The following is a 14,787-nucleotide window of genomic DNA, read 5'->3' on the forward strand; positions in this document are numbered from 1 at the left end:
ATCATGGTGGGGGTCCTTGGTGTTCCAGATGGTGTCAATGCGTGCCCAGGTAGGCGGCCTTGACCTTGGGGTTGTTGAGCAGCTCCACGCCTGAGCCCTCGAGCGTGATGAGGCCGGTTTCGAGCACGTAGGCGCGGTCGGCCACGCCCAGGGCCTGCTTGGCCATCTGCTCGACGAGCAGGATGGTCAGGCCGGCATCGCGCAGCTGGCGGATAGCGTCGAAGATGTCCTTGATGATCAGTGGCGCCAGGCCCAGCGAGGGCTCGTCGAGCAGCAGCAGGCGCGGCCCGCTCATCAGGGCGCGGGCAATTGCCAGCATCTGCTGCTCGCCGCCCGACAGCGTGCCGGCCAGCTGGTGCTCGCGCTCCTTGAGGCGTGGAAAGCGCACGAACTCGCGCTGGATCGAGGCCTCCAGCGCCGCAGCGCCCTCGGCCCTGCGCGAGTAGGCGCCCAGCATCAGGTTCTCGCGCACCGTCTGGTCGGCGAACACGCCGCGCCCCTCGGGCGACATGGCCACGCCCAGGCCCACGCGCTGGTGAGCGGGCACCTGGGTGCAGTCCTTGCCGTCCACGAGGATGCGGCCCTCGCCCACGGGCTCCAGGCCGCAGATGCTCTTGAGCAGCGTGCTCTTGCCCGCGCCGTTGGCGCCGATGATGGTGACCACCTCGCCTTGGCGCACTTCCAGGCTCACGCCCTTGACCGCCTCGATGGCGCCGTAGGACACCTTGACGGATTCGATTTTCAACATGCTCATGCTCTCGGTTCAGGTGGCGGCCACGGCGTCGTCGTCAACGCCCAGGTATGCGGCGATGACACGCGGGTTGGCCTGCACCTCGGCGGGCTTGCCCTCGGCGATCTTGATTCCGTAGTCCAGCACGATCACGTGGTCCGAGATCGACATCACCAGGTCCATGTGGTGCTCCACCATCAGGATGCTCACGCCGCACTTGCCGATGCGCACCAGCAGCTGGCCCAGCTCGGCCGTCTCCTGCGGGTTCAGGCCGGCGGCGGGCTCGTCGAGCAGCAGCAGTTGCGGCTCGGTGGCCAGGGCGCGCGCCAGCTCCACGCGGCGCTGCAGGCCGTAGGGCAGGCTGCCGGCGGGCTGGTGTGCCAGGTGCGACAGGCCAACCAGGTCCAGCAGCTGGATGGAGCGCTCGCGCGTGGCCACCTCCTGGCGGCGCGCCTGGGGCAGCGACAGCAGCGAGGAGAAGAAGCCGTTGCTCATGCGGCTGTGCCGCCCCAGCATCACGTTGTCCAGCACCGAGAGGTCGGCGAACAGGCGCAGGTTCTGGAAGGTGCGGCCCATGCCCAGACAGCAGATGGTGTGCACCTGGCGGCCCACGATCTCCTGGCCCAGGAAGCGGATGGAACCCCGGTCGGGATCGACCACGCCGGTGAGCATGTTGATCATGGTGCTCTTGCCCGCGCCATTGGGCCCGATCAGCGCGTGGATGTGGCCGCGCTGCAGGCGGAACGACACGTCCTGTGCGGGCTTGACGCCACCGTAGGACTTGCTCACGCCCTGCACCACCAATAGCTCGCCGCTACCGTCGGGCCCGATGCGCGTGGGCGCGGCGCTGCCACCGGCCACCAGGCCGGCTTTCTTCGCCTTCTGGAACCACTGGGACACCAGGCCCATGATGCCGCCGGGCATCACGTACAGCGCGAACAGCAGCAAGAAGCCGTAGAGGAAATGCTGGGCCGAGGGCCAGCGCGCCAGCAGCGCATCCACCAGCGTGAGGATCACCGTGCCCACCAGCGGGCCGTACATGGAGCCCGCGCCGCCGAACAGCACCAGCAGCAGGATGAAGATCGACAGGTGAAAGGTGATGAAGTCGGAGTTGATGTACTGGTTCTGCTGCGCCACCAGGGCGCCTGCGATGCCGCAGGTGACGGCCGCGACCACGAAGGCGATGACCTTGGCGCGGTACACGCGCACGCCCACCGAGGAGGATGCGATTTCGTCGGCCTGCAGCGACAGCAGGGCGCGGCCGAAGCGGCTGCAGATCAGATTGCGCAGCAGCAGGTGGGCCGCCGCACACAGCACGATGCCGAACCACGCCCACTGCACGGACGTGAAGGGCTGGCCATTCCAGGTCAGCGGCTTGATGCCGTAGATGCCCTGGGCGCCGCCGAAGACGTCGGTCCATTCGCCCACCAGCTTTTCCACCACGATGCCAAAGGCCAGCGTGACCATGGCGAGGTACGGCCCCTTCACGCGCAGCGAGGGCAGCGCGATCAGCACGCCGCATACGCCCGAGATGCCGGCGGCCAGCACCAGCGCCAGCCAGGGGCTCATCTCGGTGCGCGTGGTGAGCAGGGCTGCCGCATAGGCGCCCGCTGCGAACAGGCCGGCCTGGCCCAGCGACTTCTGGCCAGCGTAGCCCACCAGCACGTTCATGCCGGCGGCGCACAGGTAGTACACGCACATCATGAACACGATGCGCAGGTAGTAGTCGTTGTTGAACAGCGCCGTGGCGCCGATCAGCACTGCGGCCACCAGGGCCACGCCCACGAAGTGACGGCCCTGCTTCATACCTTCTCCACCATCTTCTTGCCGAACAGGCCCGTGGGACGGAAGGCCAGCACCAGGATCACCAGCGCGAACACCGCCACCTCGCGCCACTGCGCCTGCCAGAGGTTGACCATGGACTCGAACACGCCGAGCACGAAGCCGCCGATCACGCAGCCGCGCGGGTTGCTCAGGCCGCCGATCATGGCGCCCGAGAAGCCCTTGAGCCCCACGGTGAGCCCCATGAACAGCGATGCCTGGGCGATGGGCGCGAGCAGAAAACCCGACAACCCGGCCAGCGCCGAGCTGACGACGAAGGCGCCGATCATCACCGCATTGGTGTTGATCCCCATGAGGCTGGCCACGCTGCCATTGGCGGCCACGGCGCGCATGGCCTTGCCGACCATGGTGTGGTTCATCACCCGGTCGAACACCAGCATGATGGCCACGGTGACACCCAGCGTGAGCAATTCCTGAGGGCGCACGCCCACGCCCATGAAACGAATCACTGCATCCCCCACCGGTGCGGGCACCACCACGGGCTTGGGGCCCCAGATGGCCAGGCCGATGCTCTGCAGGATGACACCGAAGCCCAGCGTGCTCATCACCCAGGCCATGCCGGGCCGCCCGGCAAAGGGTCGCACGCCGATGGCGTACAGCAGCCAGCCCAGCAGGCCCATGGCACCCAGGGCCGCCACCAGGGCCAGCAACTGTGCGCCGGCACCGGGAATGGCATCGCCGAAGGTGGTGGAGCTCACCGGCTTGCCCAGCACCAGGAAGAGTGCGCTCATGCCGATGAAGGCGCCCGCCGAGACAAACTCCCCGTGCGAGAAATTGAGGGTCTTGGTGGTCGTGAATGTGATGCTGAACCCCAGCGCCACCAGCGCGTAGGCACCGCCTACCGCCAGCCCGCTGATGATCGCCTGCAAGAGCGCTTCTGTCATGTTCTGTTCCTCGGCCGGGCGCTATGGACACGGATGTCCGTCACGCCCGGCCGTTGTTGTCGTCGTCGTGCGTCGTTTCGATGAAGGCCGTGAGACCGGCTTACTGCTTGAAGTCGGCCGGCGTCAGCGAGCCGATCAGCGCATCGGTGTAGGGCAGCAGCTTGCCGTCCTTCCAGCGGATCCAGACCAAGTCCTTGGCGGTCAGTGCGTCGTGGTTGGTCTTGGTGAAGGGCTTGTCGTAGGCCTTGAGCACGCCCTGCACGGGGGTCTTGAGGTCTTCGAGCGCCAGACGCACGGCCGAGCCTTCGGTGGTCTTGGCCTGCTTGACGGCCTCGGCGTACAGCAGCACCGAGTCGTAGCCATGCAGCGCGAACGAGAACGAGCCGGGCGCCTTGAGCTTGGCACCGATGCGGTCGAACAGCTTTTGCTGCGCAGGGGTGCGCGTCTCGCTCACGGTGCGCATGAACAGCGGCTTTTCGGCCAGGGCCTTGCCGGCCGCGTCGTAGAAGGTGATGTTGTCTGCGGCCCAGGAGGTCAGCGTGAGCGGGAAGTAGTTGAGTTTTTCCATGCTGCGCACCAGTTGGGCAATCGGCGTGCCCTGGGCCCAGACGACCACAGTGTCCACGCCGGCGGCCTTCATCTTGCTCAGCTGCGAGGTCATGTCCGTGTCGCCCACGCCGAAACGCTCGGTGGCAGCGGCCTTGATGCCCTGCACCTCGGCGATCTCCTGCATGTCCTTCAAGCCGCCCTGGCCGTAGCCCGTGGTCTCGGCCATCAGACCCACCACCTTCGAGGTGGCGGAGTTCTTCTTGACGTAGGCCATGAGGGCAGCGACCTGCTCGCGGTCCACCATGGAGACGCGGAACATGTAGTTGTCGGCCCCAGGGCTCATGGGCTTGGTGATGTCGGTGCCCGAGCCCACGTTGCCCAGCACGGGGATCTTCTTCTGGTTGGCGATGTGCTTCCAGGCCATGGCGTTGCCCGAGTTGGTGGGGCCGAACACGGCAACCACCTTCTCGTTGTCGATCAGCTCGCTCATGTTCTGGATGGACTTGGGCGGTGCCGAGACGTCATCGCGCGTGGTGAGCGTGAGCTTGCGACCCAGCACGCCACCTGCGGCGTTGATGTCGGCGATGGCCGCTTCCATGCCGATCACGGCAGCCTGGCCGCTCTGGGCCGAGGGCGAGGCGGAAAGATCGCCGTTGTAGCCGAGCTTGATGTCCTGGGCGGACACGCCGGTCGAGATCGCAGTGACGGCGGCTGCGGCCAGCAGGCCTGCGCAAAGGCGTTTGAGTTGCATGGTGTTGTCTCCTTCTTTATGGTTGAAAGCTGCCTCGCACCCATTGCCGGGCCGGGCCGGGGGGAACTCGGTCAGACGGCGAGGAAGCCGCCGTCCACGGGCAGCGTGATGCCCGTGACATAGCGCGACATGTCGGACGCGAGGAAGATCACCGGGCCGACGAGGTCCTCGGTCTCCCCCACGCGGCCCATGGGGATGCGGGTCATGAACGATTCGAGCCGCTCGGGGTTCTCGCGCGTGGCGGCGGTCATGGGCGTGGCGATGACGCCGGGCGCCAGCGCATTCACGCGCACTCCCTTGGGGGCTTGTTCGGCCGCGAGCGACTGCGTGAACATCTTGATCGCACCCTTGGAGGGCGAGTAGCCCAGGCTGCCGCCCTGGCCGGCATAGGCGGCGATGGAGGCGATGTTGATGATGGAGCCCCGGGTGGACTGGATGGCCGGCAGCCAGGCCAGGCTCACATTGAAGGTGCCGTGCACGTTGACATCGATGGTCTTCTTCCAGTTGGCGGCGGCGCGTTCGCTGCCCGTGCCTTCGCGAATGATGATGCCGGCGTTGTTCACCAGGATGTCGATGGCACCCACCTCGCTGCCCACCTGCGCGGCCAGCGCGTTGCAAGCCTCTGGCACGGTCACGTCCAGCGTGTAGGCGAAGGCGTCGCCGCCTTCGGCCTTGACCAGGCGTGCCGTTTCCTTCACGGCTGCCGTGTTCATGTCGGTCACCACCACGCGTGCGCCGGCCTGGGCCAGGCCCAGCGCGATCGCGCGGCCATTGCCCTGACCAGCGCCCGTGACCAGCGCCAGCCGTCCGCTCAGCAGGCGCGGGGCCACTGTTTCTGGATACACCATATGTCTGCTCCTTCTTCTCTGGTCTTTTTGGGGGCGGGCTCAGGCCGTGCGGGCCACGGGCACGGCAGCTCGGTCCTGCAGCGTCACCGATTCACGCACCGGCACCAGGGCCTGCGCCAGTTCCATCCCAGCCACGTAGCCGAAGGTGAGCGCCGGGCCCAGGGTGATTCCGGCACCGGGGTAGTTGCCGCCCATGATGCTGGCCGCGTCATTGCCCACGGCGTACAGGCCCTTGATCGGCTGGCCTGCGGCGTTGAGCACGCGGGTCCTGTCGTCGGTCTGCAGGCCGGCAAAGGTGCCGATATCGCCGATCACGAGCCTGATCGCGTAGTACGGCCCGTTCTCCAGCGGGGCCAGGCAGGGGTTGGGGGTGACCAGCGCATCCCCCTGGTAGCGGTTGTAGGCCTTGCTGCCCTTGCCGAACGCCGGGTCTTCGCCACGGCGCGCGGCGTCGTTGAATGCGCTGACGGTGGCCTCCAGCACCGACGGCTCCACACCGATGCGTGCTGCCAACTCGGCCACGGTATCGCCGCTTTGCAGGTAGCCGCTGCGCAGGTGGCGCCCGATGGGCAGCGGTGCGGGGGCCACGCAGCCCAGGCCGTAGGCGCGCAGCGCCTTGTGGTCGCACAGCAGCCAGGCGGAGACTTCCTTCTCGCCCTGGCAGGCGGAGACCATGGCCTGCACGAAGTCGTGGTACGAATTGCCCTCGTTGGCAAAGCGCACGCCCTTGGGCGTCACGGCGATCACGCCGGGCTTGGCGCGGTCGATGAAGTGCGGCATCACGCCCTTGCTGCCATCGGCCCGCGTGGTGACCGATGCCGGCACCCAGGCCGCCGCATGGGGGATGGTGCCGTCCACATAGCCGCCCACGGCCTCGGCAAGCTTGAGGCCGTCGCCGGTGTTGGATGCGGGCGAAGGCGAGTAGTGCTCCTTGCCGGTTGGCGCGTGGGGAAAGAGCTGCTTGCGCCGCTCCACGTCGTGCGGGAACCCGCCACACGCCAGAACCACGCCGCGCGTGGCGATCACCTTCACGGTCTTGCCTTCATGCTGCACCAGCGCGCCACTGACGCCGTCGTATTCCACCACCAGTTTCGTGACCGGGGAGGACAGCCACACGGGGATGTCCAGGTCCATCGCGGCCTTGGCCAGGCGGCCGGCCAGGGCGTTGCCGTTGGTCAGCGTCATGCCGCGGCCGTTGCCCATCACATCCATGGCGTGCTTGCTCAGGCGCCGCACCACGTAGGCGAACGAGGTGGGCGACTTGAAGGCCCGCATGAAGTGCTTGATCTCGGGGCCCGAGCCCAACATCATCCCGAACACCGTGAGCTCGGGCAGGGGCGGCGCCAGGTGCTTGATGCGCGGGCCGAGTTCGCGGCCATTGAAGGGGCGCGTGACCATCGAGCGCCCGCCGGGCTGGCCGCCCGTGGCCTCGGCGTGGTAGTCGGGGAACACGGCGGGCATGTCGAACTGCACGCAGGTGTTCTGGGTGAAGAAGTCGATGGCCTTGGGGCCGTACTCCAGGAAGGCGTCGACGCGCGCGGCGTCGAAATGGGTGGTGGCCTCGTGCTGCAGGTAGGCGCGGGCGGCACCGGCCGGCTCTTGAATACCTTGTTCCGTGGCCAGGCGCGTGCCCGGAATCCACAGCCAGCCGCCCGAGCGCGCGGTGGTGCCGCCGAAGCGCGTTTCCTTTTCCACCACCAGCACCTTCAGGCCCTGCGATGCCGCCGTGATGGCCGTCGCCATGCCCGAGGCGCCCGTGCCCACCACCAATACATCCACCGAGATGCTGTCCTGCGTCATGCCTTGTCTCCAACGTTCGAAGTGTTTTGGCGGATTCTATCGAGCGTATGACTATTGTCAATTGATCCGTTAATATCAAATCATGCGATTCAGTCGGATGAATCTGTCTATGTCATGGAAAACCCTTATGGATACACTGGCCACCCCCCGTCTGGAACTCCCCATCATGGAAAAAAGTCGCCGTGGCATCCAATCGATCGAGATCGGAAGTGCCCTGCTGTTGCAACTCGCCCTGCACGTGCGCCCGCTGGCGCTCAAGGACCTGGCGAAGGCCAGCGGCATGACGGCGGGCAAGGCGCATCCGTACATGGTGAGTTTTCTGAAGGTGGGCTTCGTCACCCAGACCGAGGCCGGGCACTACGAACTGGGGCCGCTGGCGCTGCAACTGGGCCTGACGCGCCTGCAGCGCATGGACCCGGTCAAGGAGGCCTCGCAACTCATCGAGGCGCTGGCCAATGACTCGGGCCAAAGCATTGCGGTGGCCGTCTGGGGCAACCTGGGGCCCACCATCGTGCGGCTCGAAGAGCCCATCGAGCCCCTGCACGTGAACCTGCGCACGGGCACCGTGATGTCGCTGACCAATACGGCCACGGGCCGGCTGTTCGCGGCCTACATGCCGCCCAAGGTGGTGGAGCGCATCCTGAACGATGAACTGCAGCGCCTGGGCACGCGCAAGGACGCCAAGGGCGAACCCGCCCACGCGGAACTCGACGCCGCCCTGGCCGAGACGCGCAAGCACGGCCTGTCGCGCTCGCTGGGGCAGCCGATTCCCGGCATCGACGCCCTGTGCGCACCGGTGTTCGACTCGGCCGGTCACCTGGTGCTGGGCATCCTGGCCATGGGCCCATCGGCCAGTTTCGACAGCAGCTGGGATGGCTCGGTGGCCACGCCGCTGCGCCAGTGCGCGCTTCAGGTCTCGCAACGCATCGGGCGCACCGCGCCGCCAGCCCCGGGCTGATTCGCGACAGGCACCTGCCCCGCGGGGCCTGTGCACAGCGTGGGTCAGAATAGCCGCTCCTCCAGACCGGCCCCTTCCATGCACCTTTCCTCGCTCCGCCGCTTCGGAGTCTGCGCCGCGTACGCATTGCTGTCCTGCGCCGCTGGCGCCAAACCCTCGCCCCAGGAGTACCCACGCCTGTCCGAGAACCTCGCGGCCTCACCGAACCTGGAAGCCCGCAAGGTACTGCATGGCGAGGTGGAAGGCCTGTTCGCGCTGCCGCGCACGCAGCAACTGGTCGCGGTGGCCGGCGGCTATCTGTGGAAGTTCAATGCGCAAGGGGAGCTGCAGGACACGCTGCGCGTGCCCAGCGGGATCCACACCTCCGGCATCGTCTTCACGCCCCACTACTACAGCGACTGGGTGTACAGCGGCGACCGGCGGCGCAAACCGTATGCCCCCACCGTGGATGGCAACCGCCTCTCGCAGGCCGAGCTGTTCGCAGAGCTCGACCGCGCCGATCACGTGGAGTTCGGCCGCAACGACACCAGCGCCTGGGCCTACCTGCTGTCGGGCGGCAAGGCATGGGTGCTGGACATCACGCGCCAGCGCGACAAGGTGGACACCTATTGCCGCCAGCGCACCCATTTCGCCGAGAAGCTGGGCTGGGACGCCACCTGCCTCGGCGGCTACCACCCTGCCCGCAAGGGTTGGACGGAGATCGAACCCGGGGACTTCGACAGCACCGGGCAAGACATTTCGCGCGTGAAGGTGGTGGACTTCGACCGCCGCCGCCTGCACCTGGAAGAGGGCCTGAGCGGGCAGTTGCTCGGGGCCACCGTGGGCGTGGCCCTCAAGGCCCTGGGCGTGCCTGGCAACCTGCCCAGCCGCTACTGGTTCGGCGATGCCCATACCCAGCTGCGCGTGGGCAGGGAGGTGCTCAAGTTCAAGGCCTTCATTCCCAAGGAAGATGGGCAGTTCCGCTTTCCCAACATGGCGTGGTGGGATCCGTCGCCCGTGCTGCCGGGCACAAACCCCTGGTTCACCGTGCACCCGCGCAGCTACCTGCACCACCCCGGCGAAGAGGCGCTGCTGCGGCACTACGAGAAGGATATCGGCCTGTACGTGGTGCGCCCGCGCGGCGCGGTGCCAGGCCAGGCCACGGGTCGAGAGACCGGCGCGTGGCGCCCGGTGTTCACCGGGCCGTCGACCCATTCGTACGCAGTGAGCGCCAATGTGGAGTTGGCTGCCGCGCGGCCCGGCGAAGCGGCGGCCCCGGCCGTGCACACCTGGCTGCGCAGCCCCGACGCGCGCAAGCGCCACGCTGGCATGGGGCCGCAGATCCCCGTGCAGGCGCTGTGGCCCGCCCTGCAGGCCGTGCCTTCGGCACTGTCGCTGCATTGGCGCACGTCCTCCGAGGAGGAAGACACGCAGCTGCGCATCGACCTGCCTGCGGGCGAGACCCGCGCTGCCTTCGAGCGGCTGCAAGGCGGCAAGGGCCCGCTGGAGCTGGTGGTGCAGGTGCCCGACCTTGAAGGCCCCACGTCGGGGATGTCGGTGCTGCTGCGCAGCGGCAACCTGCAGCAGGCGCTGCCCGGCGCCCGCATGGCCTACGTGGGCAATCCGGCACGGCCCGCATCCGCGCGCAGGTCATCGGTGCAGGCGCTCAGGGATGCGAACGCCGCCGCCCAGCGCGCACCCGGCGCACTGCCCGCGTTCCTGCAGATCGCGCAGGACCTGGCGCAGGACCTGCAGCGAGTGCAGGGCGATGCCTCGGACATCACCCATGCGTATGCGCAGCTGATCAACCACTTCAATGGCCGGGAGGATTTCGCCGCGTCCTCGCAACTGGTGCGCCACTACCTGGCCCAGGTCTACCCATCCATGGGCAAGTACCAGCGCGATGACAAGCAGGTCTACAACGTCGGTGTGATCGCCAGCCAGACCCTGGCCTTCGCCATGCGCACCAACGAACGCGACCTGGCCGAAGCCGTGATGGCAACCCTGGTCGGGCCGGGCTTCGACCCGGCGGTGCAGACCAACGGCACGCTGATGTACAACCTGTCGTGCTACTACGCACTCACCGGCGACAAGGCGCGCATGCTGGAGGCCATCGCCAACGCCCGCCGCCTGGGCAAGCCGCCCGCGCAGTTCCTGCGGGACACGGATTTCGACCGCTACCGGCAGGACGCGGAGTTCCTGCAGGCCGTCAACGCGCCGACCTGACAACCTGTTCTATCGCATCTCAGTGCGCCGGCGCGAGGTGCAGCCGCGCCGCATCGACCTGCGCATTCACGCGTTCGGCCAGGGCCATGTCGCCCGGGGTCTCGGGCGAGAACTTGTCCACGGCGCGGGGTGCGCTGTCTTCATCGAGCGCAGCATAGACGGCCACGCAATGGGTGACCTGGCGCAGCTCCTTTTCCTGGATGCCGCCGCTGCGCACCTCGATCAGCATGTTCATGCTGGTTTCGCCCGTGTGGGCCAGGCTGGCCTGCACCTCCACCAGGTCTCCCGGGTGGATGGGCCGGTCGAAGCTGGCACTGCCCATGAATGCCGTCACGCAAGTCCCACCGGCCCAGGAACAGGCGCAGGCGAAGCCGGCCTCGTCCATCCAGCGCAGCACGGTACCGCCGTGGATGCGGCCGGATGCCGACGGGGCGGTGTGCGACGCCAGAAAACGCAGGGTGATGGAATGCATGCGGAACTCTCCTCGGAAGGTGCACCGGTATATCCCATTTACCGCGAGGTGCTCTGTAGGAAGGCGTCGCCAACCACCGAACGGGCATGCTGGGGCGACCTGCGGCAGCGTGTGGTACCACCCCTGGGGCCCGCACAGCCCCTTCTGGTCAGCCCGGGCGCGGCAGCACCAGCCGCGCGCGCAGGCCGGTGCCCGGTGTGCTGTGCAACTCCAGCACGCCACCGTGCGCGCGCGCCACGCGGTCCGCAATGGACAAACCCAGCCCGGCCCCCGGGGCACCTGCACGGGCATTACCACCGCCGCGCACGAAAGGCTGGCGCATGCGCTCCAGCTCGGCGGGAGGGATGCCGGGGCCATGGTCCGCAACCTCGATCCACAGGCCAGCCGCACCGGCGCCCGTTCTCAGCACCACGGGCGCAGCGCCATGGCGCCAGGCGTTCTCGACCAGGTTGTCCACGGCACGCCGCAGCGCTTGTGCATGCACGGGCACCGCTGGCGTTGATCCCAGCTCCAGCCGCACCGCGCGGCCATGGTCGGCCTGCGCCTCGGCCACGGCCCGGGCCAGTTCATCGAGCGAGGCGGCCACGGGGGCCTCGCCGTCGCCCAGGCGCGCAAAGTCGAGGAACTGGCCGACGATGGCATCCATCTCCTCGATGCTGCGGGCCATGCTGGCGGCCAGCGGCGCGTCCACATGCGCCTGGGCGATCTCGACCCCCAGGCGCAGTTTGGTCAAAGGGGTGCGCAGGTCGTGCGATACACCGGCCAGCATCAGCGCGCGCTCGCGGTCGGCCTCGGCCAGGCTGCGCGCCATCTGGTTGAAGCTGCGCGCCACGGTGGCGATCTCCTGGGGCCCATCCTCGGGCAGGGGGGCGGGCGCCTGGCCCTGTGCCAGGTGCTGCGCGGCAGCGACCACGCGGGCCAGCGGCCGGTTCAGGTGGCGCTGCAGCCACCAGGCGCCGAGCAGGGCGAGCAGCACGCCAGCCAGGGTGGCCATGAGCCACGCGCCCGTGAACTCGCGCGTGGGAAACACGCTGGGCAGATTCAGCCAGTAGTCGGTGCCACCATGCGCCACACGCAGCGCCAGCGTGCCCGCGCCATCGCGGCGCCAGCGCGGCCCACCGGCAATAGTGGCCTCGGCCTGGTCCAATCGCCGGGCGACCGCCTGCACGAAGCGCTGCTCCAGCGGCGACAGCAGGGCGCGCCGGCGCGGCGGCGGCGGATCGTCGGATTCCAGCGCAGCCAGGGCCGCCTGGCGGTTGAAGGCCTCGACGAAGGCGGCGCGCTGTGCGGGCGGCAGCACGTCCAGCCCGGCACGCAAGGCGGCCACATTGCGCGCCACACCGTCGGCCACCTGGGCCACGCGCGGCTGCAGAATCATCTGGCGCACCAGCACCACGGCGCACAGCTGGCTCGCCACCACCAGCGCCGTGATTAGCAGCAGGTTGCGCCCCAGCAGGCTGCGCGGCCACCAGCCCCGCGCAGGCGCCGAGGCGGTCATGCACTGCCCCCGGCGGGTGCCAAGCCGTCCGGCATGAAGACATAGCCCACCCCCCATACGGTGCGGATATGGCGCGGCTGCGCGGGGTCGGCCTCGATGAGCTTGCGCAGGCGCATCACCTGCACGTCGATGCTGCGGTCGGCGGCCTCGTGGTCGGGCCCGTAGGCCAGGGCCATCAGCCGGTCGCGCCCGAGGGGGCGGCGCGGCTGCTGCGCCAGGGCCTGCAGCAACGCGAATTCGCCGCTGGTCAGGGGCACATCCTGCCCGTCGCGGGTCAACCGGCGCTCGTCCACCCACAGAGTGAAGTCGCCAAACCGGATGCAGCCGCCGGCCTGCAGCGGGCCGGTGTGCGCGCCCAGCATGCGCTGGCGGCGCACCATGGCCTGCACGCGGGCCAGCAACTCGCGCGGGTTGAAGGGCTTGGGCAGGTAGTCGTCGGCACCCATCTCCAGGCCGATGATGCGGTCCACCGGGTCGCCGCGCGCCGTGAGCATGAGGATGGGAATGGTCTCGCCCTGCGCGCGCAGGCGCCTGCAGATGGACAGGCCGTCCTCGCCCGGCATCATCACATCGAGCACCAGCACGTCGAAACGCTCGCGCGCCAGCAGTGCATCGAGCGGGCCGGCACCATCGACCGTGCGCACGGCATAGCCCTGGTCGCTGAGGTAGCGCTGCAGCAGGGCGCGCAGGTCGGGCTCGTCATCGGCCACCAGAATACGGGCCAGGGCTTCGGTCATAGGGGAGGGCGTGCAACTCAGGATGGGGCAATGGTAGGGCGCAAGGCCCTGCAGCAGGCCACTTCGTCATGCTTTGTCATACATCGACCGATCCACGCCACAAATGGCTCACACCTGGGCGCCACAGTCGGGGCATCCGCAACCCCAGGAGCCGACCCGTGACCTCTTCCTCCACCCGAACGCTGGCCGTGGCCGGCATTCTCGCCGCTGGCCTGGTGGCTGGTGCCAGCGCCCAGGCCGCGCCGTCCGGCCAACGCACCCAGCAGATGCGGGAGGCGCGCGAGCAGTTGCACCAGCGCCTCATGGCCGCCGACAAGGACGGCAACGGCCAGCTCACCCGTGCCGAGGCCCAGGCCGGCATGCCGCGCGTGTACAGCGCGTTCGACCAGATCGACACCCAGCGCAAGGGCTTCGTGACCGAGGCCGAGATCACCGCCGCCATCGCAGCGCGCCTGGCCAGCCGCAAGGGCACGCCGCAGTAACCACTAGCCAGCCCCACCCCCGTTTTCGTCCATTTCACTACCATTGCAGGAGAAAACCCGCATGACCACCCCCCTCGCTTTCCGCCTTCGCACCTGGGCCAGTCGGGCCTCATTGCCCCTGGGTCTGGCATTGGCCTCGCTCGCCGCCGTGGCGCCGGCCCGCGCGCAGCCGACGGATCCCGGTAGCTTCTTCGACGATGCGGGCGGCGGCACCACCACCACGCTGCCGGCCGGCGTGCAGCGCATCGCCGACGTACCCTATGGCCCCGACCCGCTGCAGCGCATGGACATCTACCTGCCCAGCACCCCGCGCAGCAGCGTGGAAGGCCCGGCACCGGTCATCTTCATGGTGCATGGCGGTGGCTGGCGCAGGGGCGACAAGGCCATGTCCGGCGTGGTGCAGGAAAAGGCGGCGCGCTGGGTGCCGCGCGGCTTTGTCTTCATCTCGGTCAATTACCGGCTGCACCCGGCAGTCATCGTGCTGCAGGAGGCCATCGACGTGGCCGTGGCGCTCGACACGGCGCAGAAGCAGGCCACGCAGTGGGGCGCCGATCCCACGAAGTTCATCCTCATGGGCCACTCGGCCGGGGCGCACCTGGTGTCGTTCGTCAACGCGCATGCGCCGCTCCTGCAGCAGTTGGGCGTCACGCCCTGGCTGGGCACGGTGTCGCTCGACAGTGCGCTGCTCAACGCGCCCGTCGTGATGTCGCTGCCGCACTACCCGTTCTACGACGAGGTGCTGGGCAGCGACCCGGCCTTCTGGTTTGCAATCTCGCCCTACCATGCCGTGACCGGGGCTCAACCGCCTTACCAGTTCGTGTGCTCCACCAGCCGGCCCGACCGCCCCTGCCTGCAGGCGCAGGGCATGGCAGCCCATGTGCAGGCCCTGGGCGGCCGCGCCGAGGTGCTGCCGCAGGACCTCACGCACGGCGAGATCAATGCCAACCTGGGCCTGGAGAGCGGCTACACGCAGGCTGTCGAAGCCTTCATGGGCTCGCTCGATCCGGTCGTCGCGCAGCGCCTGCGCTGAG

13 protein-coding genes are annotated in these 14,787 nt (G+C 68.5%); 4 read left to right on the forward strand and 9 right to left on the reverse strand.

The window, feature by feature from the left end:
* Positions 1-34 precede the first annotated feature (34 nt).
* From QYL93_RS23205 to QYL93_RS23230, 6 genes are all read right to left on the reverse strand, one after another.
* Positions 35-748, reverse strand: coding sequence for an ABC transporter ATP-binding protein (locus tag QYL93_RS23205; protein ID WP_305745980.1), 714 nt, complete (start codon positions 746-748; stop codon positions 35-37).
* 15 nt (positions 749-763) lie between these two features.
* Positions 764-2,536, reverse strand: coding sequence for a branched-chain amino acid ABC transporter ATP-binding protein/permease (locus tag QYL93_RS23210; protein ID WP_305745870.1), 1,773 nt, complete (start codon positions 2,534-2,536; stop codon positions 764-766).
* The gene (locus QYL93_RS23215; protein WP_305745871.1) at positions 2,533-3,456 is read right to left on the reverse strand and encodes a branched-chain amino acid ABC transporter permease; all 924 of its coding nucleotides are present in this window, start codon (positions 3,454-3,456) and stop codon (positions 2,533-2,535) included. The genes QYL93_RS23210 and QYL93_RS23215 overlap by 4 nt, the downstream gene beginning before the upstream one ends.
* A gap of 100 nt (positions 3,457-3,556) precedes the next feature.
* On the reverse strand, positions 3,557-4,756 hold the full coding sequence (locus QYL93_RS23220) for an ABC transporter substrate-binding protein (RefSeq protein ID WP_305745872.1): 1,200 nt from the start codon (positions 4,754-4,756) through the stop codon (positions 3,557-3,559).
* 71 nt (positions 4,757-4,827) lie between these two features.
* Positions 4,828-5,604: an SDR family NAD(P)-dependent oxidoreductase gene (locus tag QYL93_RS23225; protein WP_305745873.1), complete on the reverse strand. Its 777-nt coding sequence runs from the start codon at positions 5,602-5,604 to the stop codon at positions 4,828-4,830.
* 39 nt (positions 5,605-5,643) lie between these two features.
* Positions 5,644-7,404, reverse strand: coding sequence for an FAD-dependent oxidoreductase (locus QYL93_RS23230; protein WP_305745874.1), 1,761 nt, complete (start codon positions 7,402-7,404; stop codon positions 5,644-5,646).
* A gap of 166 nt (positions 7,405-7,570) precedes the next feature.
* On the opposite strand from QYL93_RS23230, the gene QYL93_RS23235 reads away from it, so the two are divergent.
* Both QYL93_RS23235 and QYL93_RS23240 read left to right on the forward strand, forming a co-directional pair.
* Positions 7,571-8,362 (forward strand): IclR family transcriptional regulator, encoded by a 792-nt coding sequence (locus tag QYL93_RS23235; protein WP_057200823.1) that lies wholly within the window; start codon positions 7,571-7,573, stop codon positions 8,360-8,362.
* A 78-nt stretch (positions 8,363-8,440) separates the two neighbouring features.
* On the forward strand, positions 8,441-10,567 hold the full coding sequence (locus QYL93_RS23240; RefSeq protein ID WP_305745875.1) for a hypothetical protein: 2,127 nt from the start codon (positions 8,441-8,443) through the stop codon (positions 10,565-10,567).
* 19 nt (positions 10,568-10,586) lie between these two features.
* Here QYL93_RS23240 and QYL93_RS23245 read toward each other — a convergent pair whose 3' ends face one another.
* The 3 genes from QYL93_RS23245 to ompR form a co-directional block, all read right to left on the reverse strand.
* Entirely contained in the window at positions 10,587-11,039 is a 453-nt protein-coding gene (locus QYL93_RS23245) for an acyl-CoA thioesterase (protein WP_057266991.1), read from the reverse strand.
* 148 nt (positions 11,040-11,187) lie between these two features.
* The gene (locus QYL93_RS23250) at positions 11,188-12,537 is read right to left on the reverse strand and encodes an ATP-binding protein (RefSeq protein WP_305745876.1); all 1,350 of its coding nucleotides are present in this window, start codon (positions 12,535-12,537) and stop codon (positions 11,188-11,190) included.
* The gene (ompR, locus tag QYL93_RS23255; protein WP_305745877.1) at positions 12,534-13,274 is read right to left on the reverse strand and encodes a two-component system response regulator OmpR; all 741 of its coding nucleotides are present in this window, start codon (positions 13,272-13,274) and stop codon (positions 12,534-12,536) included. The genes QYL93_RS23250 and ompR overlap by 4 nt, the downstream gene beginning before the upstream one ends.
* Positions 13,275-13,432: 158 nt before the next feature.
* Between ompR and QYL93_RS23260 the strand changes: the two genes are divergently transcribed.
* Both QYL93_RS23260 and QYL93_RS23265 read left to right on the forward strand, forming a co-directional pair.
* Positions 13,433-13,756: a hypothetical protein gene (locus QYL93_RS23260; protein WP_305745878.1), complete on the forward strand. Its 324-nt coding sequence runs from the start codon at positions 13,433-13,435 to the stop codon at positions 13,754-13,756.
* 61 nt (positions 13,757-13,817) lie between these two features.
* Entirely contained in the window at positions 13,818-14,786 is a 969-nt protein-coding gene (locus QYL93_RS23265) for an alpha/beta hydrolase (RefSeq protein WP_305745879.1), read from the forward strand.
* Position 14,787 lies beyond the last annotated feature (1 nt).

It is taken from the genome of Acidovorax sp. A1169 (assembly GCF_030704685.1).
GTDB lineage: Bacteria > Pseudomonadota > Gammaproteobacteria > Burkholderiales > Burkholderiaceae_C > Acidovorax.

Coding starts and splice junctions, on each gene's coding strand:
- QYL93_RS23205 (WP_305745980.1), bottom strand. CDS start 748: ATGTTGAAAATCGAATCCGTCAAGGTGTCCTACGGCGCCATCGAGGCG.
- QYL93_RS23210 (WP_305745870.1), bottom strand. CDS start 2,536: ATGAAGCAGGGCCGTCACTTCGTGGGCGTGGCCCTGGTGGCCGCAGTG.
- QYL93_RS23215 (WP_305745871.1), bottom strand. CDS start 3,456: ATGACAGAAGCGCTCTTGCAGGCGATCATCAGCGGGCTGGCGGTAGGC.
- QYL93_RS23220 (WP_305745872.1), bottom strand. CDS start 4,756: ATGCAACTCAAACGCCTTTGCGCAGGCCTGCTGGCCGCAGCCGCCGTC.
- QYL93_RS23225 (WP_305745873.1), bottom strand. CDS start 5,604: ATGGTGTATCCAGAAACAGTGGCCCCGCGCCTGCTGAGCGGACGGCTG.
- QYL93_RS23230 (WP_305745874.1), bottom strand. CDS start 7,404: ATGACGCAGGACAGCATCTCGGTGGATGTATTGGTGGTGGGCACGGGC.
- QYL93_RS23235 (WP_057200823.1), top strand. CDS start 7,571: ATGGAAAAAAGTCGCCGTGGCATCCAATCGATCGAGATCGGAAGTGCC.
- QYL93_RS23240 (WP_305745875.1), top strand. CDS start 8,441: ATGCACCTTTCCTCGCTCCGCCGCTTCGGAGTCTGCGCCGCGTACGCA.
- QYL93_RS23245 (WP_057266991.1), bottom strand. CDS start 11,039: ATGCATTCCATCACCCTGCGTTTTCTGGCGTCGCACACCGCCCCGTCG.
- QYL93_RS23250 (WP_305745876.1), bottom strand. CDS start 12,537: ATGACCGCCTCGGCGCCTGCGCGGGGCTGGTGGCCGCGCAGCCTGCTG.
- ompR (WP_305745877.1), bottom strand. CDS start 13,274: ATGACCGAAGCCCTGGCCCGTATTCTGGTGGCCGATGACGAGCCCGAC.
- QYL93_RS23265 (WP_305745879.1), top strand. CDS start 13,818: ATGACCACCCCCCTCGCTTTCCGCCTTCGCACCTGGGCCAGTCGGGCC.